The organism is Sanguibacter inulinus (assembly GCF_013415325.1).
GTDB classification, from domain to species: Bacteria; Actinomycetota; Actinomycetes; order Actinomycetales; family Cellulomonadaceae; genus Sanguibacter; species Sanguibacter inulinus.
This window is the reverse complement of sequence record NZ_JACBYE010000078.1, coordinates 1-12,439: the sequence shown is the minus strand read 5'-3', so window position 1 is coordinate 12,439 and position 12,439 is coordinate 1. Positions and strand designations below refer to the sequence as shown.

Genomic DNA, 12,439 nt, shown 5'->3' with positions numbered 1-12,439 from the left:
CTCCCACCCCTGTCCCGACCGGCCCGAGCCGGACCACCCCATCCCGACCGGTCCGACGAGGTCACACCTCCGACCACGAGGTCGTACGTCTGACCACGAAGTCGTACAGACACGCCAGATCTGGCCCCGGGGGCTCGGGATCTGGCGTGTCTGTACGACCTCGGCGCAGTCGAGGCGACCTCGTCACCATCTGGGCAGCCTCGGCGCGGGTCGGGCGACCTCGGCGGGTGGGGTGGGGCTGGCGCAGGTCGGGTGACCTCGGCGCGAGCCGCTTCGGTAGGCGCGACCCGGTGGGGGGCCCACCCCGACGTCAGGCCTCGGGCTCGGGGGCGGTGTGCGGGCGACCCAGCGGGATCACCAGCGGGGTCTTGCTCACGGGGTCCTCGATGATCATGCAGCGCAGGCCGAAGACCTCTTCGACGAGCTCGGCGGTGATGATCTCCTCCGGACGGCCCTGGGCGACGACGGCGCCGTCCTTCATGGCGATGAGGTGGGTCGCGTAGCGGCAGGCGTGGTTGAGGTCGTGCAGCACGGCGACGAGGGTGTGCCCGCGGCGGTTGAGGTCGCCGAAGAGCTCGAGCAGCTCGATCTGGTGCGCGATGTCGAGGAAGGTCGTCGGCTCGTCGAGGAGCAGCAGCGGGGTCTCCTGCGCGAGGACCATCGACACCCACACGCGCTGGCGCTGCCCGCCGGACAGCTCGTCGACGAGGCGGCTGGACAGCGCCGTCACCTGGGTGGCCTCGAGCGCCCGGACGACCGCCGCCTCGTCCTCGACAGACCACTGGCGCAGCAGCTTCTGGTGCGGGTAGCGGCCGCGCGCGACGAGGTCGGCGACGGTGATGCCGTCGGGGGCGATCGACGTCTGCGGCAGCAGGCCGAGGCGACGGGCGACCTCCTTGGCCTTGTAGGAGGTGATGGCCTCGCCGTCGAGCACGACCTGCCCGTCCGAGGGCTTGAGCAGGCGCGACAGCGCGCGCAGCAGCGTCGACTTGCCGCAGGCGTTCGGCCCGACGATCACGGTGAAGGAGTCGTCGGGGATCTCGACGCTCAGCGCCGTCGACACCGGGTGGTCGGAGTACCCGATGGTCACGCCCTCGGCGCGCAGGCGCGGACCCTCGTCAGCGGTGCGGCGAGCAGCCGGGTCTGTCGCGGTGGTGGTGCCGAGCACGTCGGTCGTCATCTGGATGGTCTCTCTGCGAGGGGTCGGGTCGGGCGTGGTCGGGGTGGTCTGGTGGCGTCTCACTGCCGCCTGGCCTCTCGGGCGAGCAGCCACACGAGGTAGCAGCCGCCGACGCTCACGGTGACGACACCCACGGGCAGCTGGGTCGGGGCGAAGACGCGCTGCGCGGCGAGGTCGCTCACCACGAGCAGCAGCGCGCCGAGCACCGCGGAGGGCAGCATCGCGACCGACGGGCTGCGGGTGAGCCGCCGGGCGAGCTGGGGTGCGGCGAGCGAGATGAAGGCGATCGGCCCGGCGGCGGCCGTGACGAGCGCCGTGAGCGCGACGCCGACGACGAGCATCGCGAGGCGTGTCGGCTCGGTGCGGACGCCGAGGGCCTGCGCGGCGTCGTCGCCCATCTCGAGGATCCCCATCCGTCGGCTGAGCACCACGAGGGCGGGCAGCAGCACGACGAGGATGATCGTCACCGGCGCGACCTGCGTCCAGGACAACCCGTTGAGCGAGCCTGCTCCCCAGGCCGCGGCGCTCATGGCCTTCTCGAGGTCGGCCTTGATGATCAACCAGGTGTTGACCGAGGCGAGGACAGCGCTGATCGCGATCCCGACGATGATGAGCCGGAAGCCCTGCGCGCCGCCGCGGTAGGCGAGGGCATAGACGAGGCCGGCCGTCACCAGACCCCCGACCATCGCGCCGGCGGCGATGTCGTAGTACGAGCCGCCGAGCAGCAGGATGACGACGAGTGCCCCGGTGTACGCGCCGGTGTTGAAGCCGATGATGTCGGGGCTGCCGAGCGGGTTGCGGGTCATGGACTGGAAGATCGCCCCGCTCGCGCCGAGGGCCGCGCCGAGCAGCAGCGCGAGCAGCACGCGGGGCAGCCGCCAGTCGACGACGACCATGCGGACCACCGTGGTGGTCTCGCCGAAGAGCGCCTGCAGGACGTCGGGCACGGACACCTGGTAGTCGCCGACACCGAGGGCGACGAGTCCGACGCCGAGGGCGACGACGGTCAGGGCGACGAGCACCACAAGGGTGCGCAGGTCCACCCGGCCGGAGAACCGCCCGCGGGCGAGCCGCAGGGTCCAGGTGGGCCGCCCGGTGCTCACGCGTCGGGAGCTCCCCGACGCGCTGGTCGGAGACTTCGCAGCACGCGGGGCTGGCGGCGTCTGCTGGGACCGCGGGGTCGGCGCCGTCCCGCCCGGGGTCTCGAGGTCGGCGCTCACAGCCCGCTCACCTTCCGTCGTCGGACGAGCCAGATGAGCACGGGTGCCCCGACGAAGGCCGTGACGATGCCGACCTGGAGCTCACCGGGACGCAGCACGATGCGCCCGAGGACGTCGGAGACGAGCAGCAGGGTCGGGGCCATGACGAGGGTGTAGGGCATGATCCAGCGCTGGTCGGGTCCGACGAACCAGCGGGCGACGTGCGGGACCATGAGGCCGACGAAGCCGATCGGCCCGGCGGCGGCGGTGGCCGCGCCGCACAGGAGCGTGACCCCCACGACGACCCACACACGAGTCCGCGTGAGGTTCGCCCCGAGGGAGCTGGCGAGGTCATCGCCGAGCGCCACGGCGTTGAGCGGGCGGGCGACGAGCAGCGCGACGAGCGTCCCGGCCACGATGAAGGGCGTGACCGTCCCGACCATCTCCCACGTGCGGTTGCTCAGGGTGCCCGCACCCCAGAACCGCATGGCGTCGAAGACCCGCGGGTTGAGCAGCGTGATCCCCGACGAGACCCCGCCGAGGACGGCGCCGATCGCGATCCCCGCGAGGGTCAGCCGGACAGGCGTGGTGCCACCGCGGCCCATCGACCCGATGACGTAGACGACCACCGTCGTCACGACGGCGCCGAGGAAGGCGAACCAGATGTACTGCTGGATGTCCACGACCCCGAAGACGGCGACGCCGACGACCACCGCGAAGCCCGCTCCTGCGTTGACGCCGAGGATCCCGGGGTCGGCGAGCGGGTTGCGGGTCAGGGCCTGGATCATCGCGCCCGACAGCCCGAGCGCGATGCCGACGAGCAGCCCGAGGATGGTCCGGGGGGCGCGCATCTCACGGACGATGATGTGGTCGTTCGACCCGTCGGGCGAGAAGAGCCCGCTGAGCACGGTGGCGAAGGGGATGTTCTTCGAGCCGACGGCGAGGCTCAGCAGCAGCGCGACCGCGAGCACCGCGACGAGGACCAGCAACCAGAAGGCGCGGGTGGCGTTGGTGTGCGCGAGGCCGGCGGGGGCTGCGGACGCCTCGGGCAGCGTGCCGCCCTCCGCGGTCACGGCGACCACCGGTCTGCCCGCCACGCCGGCCGTCCCACCTGGCGTGGCGCTCTCAGCCGTCTCCGGACCGCCCGGGGGCAGGTGCCTGCCGGGCGGCTGAGCGCCGGTGTCTCTCGTCGAGGTCGTCATCGTCTGTCCCAGTCCTACAGCCCGAGGGTCTCGAGCGTCGCGAAGTACTCGTCTTCGATCTCTTCGACCGCGCGACCCTCGTCGTCCCACAGCCTCATGAGCCACTGCTTGGTCTCGGCGTCGACGGCGTCCCAGCGCTCGGTCCACTCTTCGACCTTGTCGGTCCAGTAGCCGATCACCTTGTAGGCAGTGCCCGGCAGACCGCGCTCGTGGCGCAGGTGCGTGCGGACCGTGCGCATGACCTTGGCCTCCCCGGCGAACCACACGTAGCCGACGCCGTCGGGCAGGTCGACGGTCCGCAGGATCTCGTCGAGGCGGGACTGGCTGTAGCCGTTGCCGCCGTAGACCCAGACGACGTCGACCCCGGGGCGCGAGAGGCCCTGGTGGTGGGTCTCGTCGGGGACCTCGACGATCACGCGGGTCCGCACGCCGGCCGGAGCCTGCTCGACCAGGCGTCCGACGGCCGGCAACCCCGTCGCGTCGGCGAGCAGCAGCTGCCACTCGAGGCCCTCGGGCGGGCTGTACAGACCGCAGGGCGAGTTGAGGCCGACGACGTCGCCGACGGTCGCGTGCTGCGCCCAGGTCGCCGCGACCCCGCCCTCGTGCACCACGAAGTCGATCGTCAGGGTGCCCGCAGCAGGGTCGACAGCGCGCACCGTGTAGGTGCGCATCGGCGACGGCGTGACGCCCTCGGGGTAGTCCCAGCTCTTCTCCGTCGCGAAGGGGAGCACGGGTTCGCGCTCCCCCGGGGCCGGCAAGAACACCCGGAGGTACTCGTCGCCGACGCCCGTGGACAGGAAGTCAGCGACGCCCTCGCCGCCGAGGACGATGCGGATCATGCCGGCGGTGAGGCGGGCGGTCGAGACGACCTCGGCGCGGAAGATGTTCACGACGGCACCGTGACGTCGAGGCCGAGGTCGCCGGCCGTCCCCGGGGAGGTCACGGGGACGAGGTCGCGCTCGACGCTGCGCAGGCCGAGCGGCGCGGCGGCGCGGGCGGCTGCTGAAGACACGGTGGAAGACCGCGTGGTGGAGCGTGTCATGGGGGGTCCTAGGGTCGAGTCGGCAGGCCCGGGGAGCTGCGGACCGCTGGTCGTCGACCGGGCCGCGCTGGTTAGGCATACCTACCCTAACTGCAGGCCCCTGCGAGGTGAAGAGGTCTGGCGCTCCGCACCGCTCTCGCGGCCGCACCACCGGGGACGAGCCAGACCACCGCGTGCCGCCGCGGGTCGTCGCAGGCCACGGCCGGATCCGCCGATTTATTTGAAGAGTCAAGCAAACGCGGTAGACTCAGGAGATGACCACACCCCCCGGACCTGACGACGCACGCTGGCTCTCGAGCGCCGAGAACCTCACGTGGTTGCGCCTGTCCGAGGTGATGATCCGGCTCCCCGCCGCCCTCGACGCCCAGCTGACCCGCGACGCCGGCATCAGCTTCTACGAGTACATGGTCCTCGCGATGCTCTCCGAGCAGGACGACCGCACCCTCGGCATGGGACAGCTCGCCCGGCTGACGAGCGGATCGCTCTCGCGCCTGTCCCACGTGGTCAAGCGCCTCGAGAAGCAGGGCTACGTCCGCCGCGAGGCGAGCCAGCACGACCGCCGCCACACCAACGCGATCCTCACCGACGCAGGCCTCGACAAGATCGTGGCGTCAGCGCCGGGTCACGTCGAGACAGTCCGCCACCTCGTCTTCGACGCGCTGTCTCCCGACCAGTCGGACAGCCTGCGCGAAGCCGCCACGCTGATCCGCCACCAGATCGACCCCTCCGACGAGTGGAAGCTCGCGCCGGACTCCCCGACGGTCTGAGGTCGCCGGGTCGGCCGCGCTGACGAGGACCTCCGCACCCCGGCACGGACCTGGGAGCGCTGCGCCCGACACGTGCGCCAGATCTGCTCCGCCCGATCTCACCCTCGGACGGGGACTCCACCCCATCCGCAGGCCTCGTGCCCGGCGCGGTCTCGCTGCACACTGTGACGATGAGCACCTCGCCCCCTCCTCCCCCGTCGACGCCCGACCCGCCCGGTCACGGCGCTGGGCCGTCCGTCCCCGGTCAGCAGCCCGGACCGTGGGCGGCTCCACGACCGCCTGCCCAGCCCGGCTACGGGCAGGGCCCAGGGCCGGCCCCCGCAGGGTGGCCGGGCTCCCCGGGGACGGGCCACCCGCCGCATGGCGGCTACCAGCCGCAGCCCACCGGGTATCCGGACGGCAGTGGGCACCCGAGCGCCCCGCAGACCTCCGGCTACGCGGCTCAGCAGCCCGGCCAGCCCTCGCGGCCCGGTCAGTCTCCGTGGGCTGCACCTGCGCCGGCTCCGCGCCGCCCACGCCGCTCGCGACGCTGGGCCGTCGCGCTCGGCGTCCTCCTCGTGCTCGCCCTCGGCGGCGGGACGACAGCCGTCCTGGTCGACCGGGCGAACGACCAGCGCGCAGCCCAAGAGCTCGCGGACCGTCTGGCGCGCGAGGCCCAGGAGCTCGCCGACGCCGAGACCGCCTACGACGACGCCGTCGAGGACCTCGACAGCGTCGTCGACTCCCTCACCACGCTCGCGACCGACGTCGACCTGGCCCTCACAGACGCCACCTCGGACGTCGACGACGCCACCCTGCTGCTCGACGCCGCACCCGTGGGCGTCGTCCCCGAGGCCGAGCGCACGGCGCTCGACACAGCACGGACCGACCTCTCGACGGCAGTCGACTCCTGGGGCCCGTCGCAGGAGGCGCCCGAGCCCCCCGACGCCCGCCCGACGACGACCGACGAGATCGTCGAGGCGACCGAGCAGGTGGAGGCCGACGTCGAGACCCTCACCACGACGCTCGAGGACACCCAGACCGGGCTCGACACCCTCACCACCCAGCAGGACACGCTCGCCGACGCCGCCGACGCGCTGCTCGCGACGGTGCCCGCCACGTCGCAGAGCTACGTCGACACCTACACGGTCGCGACGAACGCCAGCCGCTCGGAGATGCAGGTCGCGGCCACCGGCGTCTCGCCGAGCTGGTCGGCCGACAGCAGCACCCAGCTGTCGACCTTCGCGGCCGCTGCGAACGCCGTGGTCACCTCCCAGACCGACCAGGAATGGCTGCTCGCCAACCCCGTCCACCCCAACCGACCCGAGATCGAGGCCTTCGCCCGCTCGCTCGCCGGCGGGGTGCCCGTCGACTTCGCCTGGGCGCCCGAGGTCAACGGCTACGGGCTCGACGGCTCGTCAGGCGGCTACGCGACGTGGAACACCGCGCAGTACGGGTACTCGACCATCACGCTGTCGGACAACGTCGCCGAGCGGTGGCCCGAGGAAGGCGTGCAGGCCCTGGTGGTCCACGAGACCGGGCACGCGATCACGTCCAAGTGCTACGACCTCTACTCGGCGGCGCCCTTCAACAGCGACGACGAGATGTTCGCGACCTCGTGGGCGATCAGCATGGGCTACGACGACGGCAACGGCTCGGGCGAGTGGCTCTACGGCCGGCCGAGCGACGAGCAGATCGCCGCTGCCGCAGGGTGCCGCTGACCCGCGACGCACGAGAGCCCGCCCCCGGTGAGGGGACGGGCTCTCGTGAAGCTTCTGAGGCGATCAGTCGCGGAAGACGTCCTTGACGTTCTCGCCAGCCTGCTTGGCCGAGGCCTTCGACTGGTCGGCCTTGCCCTCAGCCTCGAGGCGCTCGTTGTCGGTCGCCGAGCCGGTCGCTTCCTTGACCTTGCCCTTGGCGTCTTCTGCAGCGTTCTTGATCTTGTCACCAAGTCCCATGATGGGCCTCCTCAGGTTGTCCGATGCCTCGACCGTACGTGCGTCCCACCACGCCCGCATCTCGAACGGAGGGTGACGCTCGGAGCCTCCACAGGTCCTGCACGGATGCCTGGAAGACGCACAGATCCGCCGTTCTCGCACGTCGAGAGACGTCACGCGGGAGGCTGGTCAGTGCGTCGTCCCGCCCGTCACGCGCAGGTCGACCCCTGTCGACAGGCTCGTGCGCACGATCGTGTCGAGCCCTGCGGTGATGACGTCGAGGGTCATGCTCGGGTGCCGGGTCCCAGCCGCCTGCTCCGGCGTGAAGGGGACGTGCACGAAGCCACCGCGCGCGACCGGTCCGCCGGCCGAGCGGCCCGCGAGCTCGTGCATCACCTGGTAGAACACGTGGTTGCAGACGAAGGTCCCCGCGGTCTGCGAGACCGACGCCGGGACACCAGCCGCGGTCATGGCCGCGACGCAGGCCTTGACGGGCAGCGTCGCGAAGTAGGCTGCGGGCCCGCCGGGCACCACGGGCTCGTCGACAGGCGAGAAGCCGCCGTTGTCGGGGATCCGGGCGTCGTCGACGTTGATCGCGACCCGCTCGACCGTCACGTCCGGGCGCCCACCGGCCTGGCCGACCGCGACGACGAGGTCGGGCTGGCTCCGCTCGACCGCCTCCGCGAGCGCCGGTCCCGCCGTGCGGAAGTCGACCGGGAGCTCGAGGGTCACGAGCTCGGCAGGCCCGTCCCACGCGGCGGCGAGGCGCTGCACGGCCTGCCAGGACGGGTTGACCGTCTGCCCGCCGAAGGGCTCGAATCCGGTCAGGAGGACGACTGGCACGTGGATCACCTCGGGTGTCGGGAGGCGCCCCCTCTGGGCGCCGGGCGGCTGAACCGCACCTAGGACCACCGTACGGCGCACCGCGGGCGCAGCCACCGACGGACCGTCGGGCACGCCGCGGGACCGGCACGTCGGGCGTGGACGCACCCGTGGCCCTACCGTCCGGGTATGGACCTGCACACACGAGAACGGGCGCACCTGTCGGGGTGGACGTCGCACCTGATGCGCGCGCTCGGCATCCGCGGGCACCAGCACAGCACAGCCCTGCAGATCCCCTTCGCCCTCATCTACCTGCCGCTCACGGCATGGTTGCTGCTCACGGTCCCGGTGGCCGTGCCCGTGCTCGGGTGGGGCGGGGTGCTGCTGGTGGTGCTGGTGAGTGCTGCGGCATGGGCGACCCAGGACCGGTCCACCCAGCCGTGGGCCCCGGCCGCGCTGTGCGCAGCCGACCTGATCGGGCTGGGCGCAGCCGTCGTCGCCCTCGACGCCAAGGGGGTCATGCTCACGACCCTGGCGCTGCTCCCGTGCTTGTGGCTGGCCCAGGCCTACCTGTGGCGGGGTGCGGCGTGGGCCGTCGTCGGGACCTTCGTGCTGAGCGCGACGGCGTCGTGGATGGACTCCAGGACACAGGGGTTCACGGACTGGCCCTCCCCGCTCGTGCTGCCGCTGGTCGCCGCCGCGATGGTGTCGGCCTGCGCGATCATCACCGAGCACTGGGAGGTCCAGCGGTACAGGCTGCGCGAGGAGCAGACCCGCCTGGACGAGTCGCTGACCGAGCGCACCACGACGACGGTCCTGCTGCAGGCGATGCTGGCCTCGCTCGACTCGGCTGTCGTGGCCTTCGGGACCGACGGGGAGATCTTGCTGTCGAACACCCCGGAGAACGACCTCTACGCACTCACCTGGGCCGGGGACGTCGGCGAGGGCGAGCGGCTGGTCTTCGAGGAGGACGGCGTCACCCCCCTGCCCTTCGACCTGTTCCCCTCGGAGCTCGCCCGGCGCGGGGAGGTCGTCTCCGAGCACCTCATGTGGTTCGGCCGCCCCGGCGAAGGGCAGCGCGCCGTGCTCGCCACCTCGCGCCCGATGCTCGACGCCGAGCAGCACAGCCACGGGGTCATGGTCGTCTACCACGACGTGACGGCCGTGGTGAGCGCGATGCGCGTCAAGGACGAGTTCGTCGCGACGGTCTCCCACGAGCTCCGGACCCCGCTGACCTCGATCATGGGGTACCTCGAGCTGATCCGCGGCGACCACGAGGACCAGACCAGCCTCCTGCCTGACGAGACGTTGTCCTACCTGGGGGTCGTCGACCGCAACGCCGAGCACCTGCTGGCTCTCGTCTCCGACCTGCTCACCACGGCCCAGACGACGGCCGGGACCGTGCAGATCTCCCGGACCCAGGTCGCCCTCGGACGTCTCGTCGCTCGGTCCGTCGAGTCCACGACGCCGCGGTTCGCCGCCGCCGGGGTCGGCCTGGAGCACGTGGCGCAGGCCTCCCCTGCGGTCCACGTCGACGCGCGCCGCATCTCGCAGGTCCTCGACAACCTGCTGTCCAACGCCCTGAAGTACACGCCGCGAGGGGGCACGGTGACTGTCAGCACGCTCGTCGAGGCCCGGGCGTGCGCGATCGTCGTCTCCGACTCGGGGATCGGCATGAGCGGGACCGACCTCGACCACGTGTTCGAGAAGTTCCACAGGGCCCAGAGCGCGACCTCTCGGCAGATCCCCGGGATCGGGCTCGGGCTGGCGATCACCAAGTCGATCGTCGACGCCCACGGCGGGACCATCACCATGACGAGCACCCTCGGGGAGGGGACGACCGTCACCGTCTGGCTGCCCAGGGCAGAGGTCGCCGACGAGCACGCGCACGGCGCCGCGGCCGCCGCCGCAGAGCATCTCGCCTGAGCCGCACAGGAGGACGGCCGCCCGGCGGCTTCGCGTGACCCGGGTCAGCCCCGCGCGGCCTCCCTGACCTGGGTCAGCCCTGCGCGGCCTCGTGCTCGGCCACCAGCGCGACGACGCGGGCGACCACCTGCTCGTCCTCGTCGTGCTGGACCGAGCCGATGAGCGCGTGGAGGTAGAGACCGTCGCCCACCAGCTGGACGAGGCGCGCGAGGACCGGGTCGTCGATCCGCCGAGCGATGACCTCGTACCAGTACTCGAAGGACTCGACGAGGGCTCCTTCGACGTCGACCTCCTGGACGCCGGCGAGGCGCAGCGCGGCGAGCACCGACCGCGTCGACGGGTCGGTCGCGACGGAGGACACGTCGAGGTAGGCGGCGACGACCCCCTCGGGGGCTGTCAGCGTCCCGTCGGCCTCGGCTCTGGACTCGACGAGCAGCCTGTCGAGGAACCCCTGGTACAGGGCCTCCTTCGACCCGAAGTGGTACAGCAGCCCGCCCTTGGACACACCGGCCGCCGCGGCGACAGCCTCGAGGGTCGCTGCGGAGGAGCCTCCCTCGAGCAAGAGGGTCTCGAGAGCGTCGAGGACGACCTCGCGGGTGGGCTTGGAGCGGTCGGGCCGAGTGGACATGGTCACAGTCTAGACGCGGTGTACCGTCCAGCCGGTACAGTAACGCTCGGCCCTACGACCGAGGAGGCGAGACCATGGCTGACACCCCGTCGCTGCACCGTCACGACACCACCGACCCCAGCACCACCCGTACCGCCGCGAGCGCGGGCACGACCGCGCAGAAGACCGCACCGAGCGCACCCCGCGCCGGGCGCCGAGCCTGGTTCGGCCTCGCCGCCCTCATGCTCCCCGTGCTGCTCGTCAGCATCGACAACACCGTGCTGTCCTTCGCGATCCCCCAGCTCAGCCAGGCGCTCTCGCCGTCGGCGAGCCAGCTGCTGTGGATCGTCGACATCTACCCGCTGATCCTCGCCGGGCTGCTCGTCACCATGGGGACCCTCGGCGATCGCGTCGGGCGCCGCCGGCTGCTGCTCGTCGGCGCGACGGGCTTCGGCATCGTCAGCGTCTACGCGGCCTTTGCCGGGGACGCCACGCACCTCATCGCGGCTCGCGCGCTGCTCGGGCTCTTCGGCGCGACCCTCATGCCGTCGACCCTCGCGCTGCTGCGCAACCTCTTCCTCGACGACAACCAGCGTCGCCTCGCGATCGCCATCTGGGCGTCCGCCTTCTCGGCAGGTTCCGCGCTCGGCCCGATCGTCGGCGGCTGGCTGCTCGAGCACTTCTGGTGGGGGTCCATCTTCCTCATCAACGTGCCCGTGCTCGTCGTGCTGCTCGTCGTCGCGCCGTTCGTGCTGCCCGAGTCCCGCAACCCTGGCTCCGCGCGGCTCGACCCGCTCAGCGTCGTGCTCTCCGTCGTCTCGATGCTGCCCTTCGTCTTCGGCATCAAGAAGCTGGCCTCCGACGGCCTCAGCCCGCTCGGCGTCGCGTCGCTGCTGCTCGGCGTGGCCCTGGGTGTGCTGTTCGTGCGTCGTCAGACGCGCTTGAGCTCCCCGCTGCTCGAGGTCGGGCTGTTCAAGAACCGCGTGTTCTCCGCCTCGGTCCTCGCCAACTTCATGGCCGTCTTCTCGATCTCCGGGCTCATCTTCTTCGTGTCGCAGTACCTCCAGCTCGTCCTCGAGCTGTCGCCGATGGAGGCTGGTCTGTACCTGCTCCCAGGTGCTGCCGCGACGGTGGCCATGGGGCTCGCGGCGGTGGCCCTCGCCCGCATCGCGCCGATCTGGCTGCTCATCCCCGTGGGGCTGCTGCTCGCGACCCTCGGCTACCTGCTCGGCACCACGCTGACGGGGTCGTCGTCCGTCGGGGTGATCGTCGTGATCTTCGTGCTGGTCGGCGGTGGTGCGGGTCTCGCGGAGACGCTCACGAACGACGCGATCCTCGCCTCGGTCCCGCCCGAGCGTGCTGGTGCTGCGTCTGGCATCTCCGAGACGGCCTACGAGCTCGGTGCCTCGCTCGGTGTCGCGATCCTCGGCAGCGTCCTCGCGGCGGTCTACCGCACACGGCTCGAGCTGCCCGCGGGTCTCGACCCAGCGGTCGCCGACCAGGCACGCGAGACCCTCGGGGGTGCCGTGAGCGCGGCCGACGGTCTGCCCACGGGCCAGGCCGACGCGCTGCTCGAGGCCGCGAAGGCCGCCTTCGCGCACGGGGTCGACCTCACCTCGGCGATCGGCGCCGTGCTGGCCTTCCTCACCGCTGTGGTCATCGGGGTCGCGCTGCGAGCAGCGCACCGAGCCACCCGCCGGACCGCGGACCAGGGCGCGCTCGTCGACGCCTGACGCACGACCAGGCACGGCACCCTCACGAGGGCGACGGTCACCCGC

At 72.0% G+C, this 12,439-nt stretch carries 12 protein-coding genes; 4 read left to right on the top strand and 8 right to left on the bottom strand.

The genetic code is table 11. From position 1 onward, the window contains the following. Nucleotides 1-310: 310 nt before the first annotated feature. From HZZ10_RS18405 to HZZ10_RS18385, 5 genes are all read right to left on the bottom strand, one after another. Complete coding sequence (locus HZZ10_RS18405; RefSeq protein ID WP_179914624.1) at nt 311-1,180, bottom strand: ABC transporter ATP-binding protein; 870 nt, start codon at nt 1,178-1,180, stop codon at nt 311-313. A 59-nt stretch (nt 1,181-1,239) separates the two neighbouring features. Continuing rightward, a complete protein-coding gene (fepG, locus tag HZZ10_RS18400) occupies nt 1,240-2,283 on the bottom strand; it encodes an iron-enterobactin ABC transporter permease (RefSeq protein WP_179914626.1) in 1,044 nt (347 codons plus the stop codon). A gap of 113 nt (nt 2,284-2,396) precedes the next feature. Beyond that, complete coding sequence (fepD, locus tag HZZ10_RS18395; RefSeq protein WP_308507621.1) at nt 2,397-3,476, bottom strand: Fe(3+)-siderophore ABC transporter permease; 1,080 nt, start codon at nt 3,474-3,476, stop codon at nt 2,397-2,399. 119 nt (nt 3,477-3,595) lie between these two features. After that, entirely contained in the window at nt 3,596-4,471 is an 876-nt protein-coding gene (locus tag HZZ10_RS20125) for a siderophore-interacting protein (protein ID WP_179914623.1), read from the bottom strand. Beyond that, the gene (locus HZZ10_RS18385) at nt 4,468-4,623 is read right to left on the bottom strand and encodes a hypothetical protein (protein ID WP_156382810.1); all 156 of its coding nucleotides are present in this window, start codon (nt 4,621-4,623) and stop codon (nt 4,468-4,470) included. The genes HZZ10_RS20125 and HZZ10_RS18385 overlap by 4 nt, the downstream gene beginning before the upstream one ends. 254 nt (nt 4,624-4,877) lie before the next feature. On the opposite strand from HZZ10_RS18385, the gene HZZ10_RS18380 reads away from it, so the two are divergent. Further along, nucleotides 4,878-5,390, top strand: a complete 513-nt coding sequence (locus HZZ10_RS18380; protein ID WP_179914622.1) for a MarR family winged helix-turn-helix transcriptional regulator — start codon at nt 4,878-4,880, stop codon at nt 5,388-5,390. Nucleotides 5,391-5,560: 170 nt separating this feature from the next. Then, nucleotides 5,561-7,090, top strand: a complete 1,530-nt coding sequence (locus tag HZZ10_RS18375) for a hypothetical protein (protein ID WP_179914621.1) — start codon at nt 5,561-5,563, stop codon at nt 7,088-7,090. A 63-nt stretch (nt 7,091-7,153) separates the two neighbouring features. On the opposite strand, the gene HZZ10_RS18370 is transcribed toward HZZ10_RS18375, so the two are convergent. Further along, nucleotides 7,154-7,327 carry a CsbD family protein gene (locus HZZ10_RS18370; RefSeq protein WP_056134405.1) on the bottom strand — a complete coding sequence of 58 codons (174 nt, stop codon included), beginning with the start codon at nt 7,325-7,327 and terminating at the stop codon, nt 7,154-7,156. A 168-nt stretch (nt 7,328-7,495) separates the two neighbouring features. Continuing rightward, nucleotides 7,496-8,149: a pyroglutamyl-peptidase I gene (gene pcp / locus HZZ10_RS18365; protein ID WP_179914620.1), complete on the bottom strand. Its 654-nt coding sequence runs from the start codon at nt 8,147-8,149 to the stop codon at nt 7,496-7,498. Between the two features lie 168 nt (nt 8,150-8,317). On the opposite strand from pcp, the gene HZZ10_RS18360 reads away from it, so the two are divergent. After that, a complete protein-coding gene (locus HZZ10_RS18360) occupies nt 8,318-10,054 on the top strand; it encodes a sensor histidine kinase (RefSeq protein ID WP_179914619.1) in 1,737 nt (578 codons plus the stop codon). A 73-nt stretch (nt 10,055-10,127) separates the two neighbouring features. On the opposite strand, the gene HZZ10_RS18355 is transcribed toward HZZ10_RS18360, so the two are convergent. After that, the gene (locus tag HZZ10_RS18355; protein WP_179914618.1) at nt 10,128-10,682 is read right to left on the bottom strand and encodes a TetR/AcrR family transcriptional regulator; all 555 of its coding nucleotides are present in this window, start codon (nt 10,680-10,682) and stop codon (nt 10,128-10,130) included. A 74-nt stretch (nt 10,683-10,756) separates the two neighbouring features. Between HZZ10_RS18355 and HZZ10_RS18350 the strand changes: the two genes are divergently transcribed. After that, complete coding sequence (locus tag HZZ10_RS18350) at nt 10,757-12,394, top strand: MFS transporter (RefSeq protein ID WP_179914617.1); 1,638 nt, start codon at nt 10,757-10,759, stop codon at nt 12,392-12,394. Nucleotides 12,395-12,439 lie beyond the last annotated feature (45 nt).

What these genes read in the sequence shown, in the direction of transcription:
- HZZ10_RS18380 (WP_179914622.1), top strand. Translation starts at nt 4,878, where the DNA reads ATGACCACACCCCCCGGACCTGACGACGCACGCTGGCTCTCGAGCGCC.
- HZZ10_RS18370 (WP_056134405.1), bottom strand. Translation starts at nt 7,327, where the DNA reads ATGGGACTTGGTGACAAGATCAAGAACGCTGCAGAAGACGCCAAGGGC.
- HZZ10_RS18355 (WP_179914618.1), bottom strand. Translation starts at nt 10,682, where the DNA reads ATGTCCACTCGGCCCGACCGCTCCAAGCCCACCCGCGAGGTCGTCCTC.
- HZZ10_RS18360 (WP_179914619.1), top strand. Translation starts at nt 8,318, where the DNA reads ATGGACCTGCACACACGAGAACGGGCGCACCTGTCGGGGTGGACGTCG.
- HZZ10_RS18405 (WP_179914624.1), bottom strand. Translation starts at nt 1,180, where the DNA reads ATGACGACCGACGTGCTCGGCACCACCACCGCGACAGACCCGGCTGCT.
- HZZ10_RS18375 (WP_179914621.1), top strand. Translation starts at nt 5,561, where the DNA reads ATGAGCACCTCGCCCCCTCCTCCCCCGTCGACGCCCGACCCGCCCGGT.
- HZZ10_RS18350 (WP_179914617.1), top strand. Translation starts at nt 10,757, where the DNA reads ATGGCTGACACCCCGTCGCTGCACCGTCACGACACCACCGACCCCAGC.
- HZZ10_RS18385 (WP_156382810.1), bottom strand. Translation starts at nt 4,623, where the DNA reads ATGACACGCTCCACCACGCGGTCTTCCACCGTGTCTTCAGCAGCCGCC.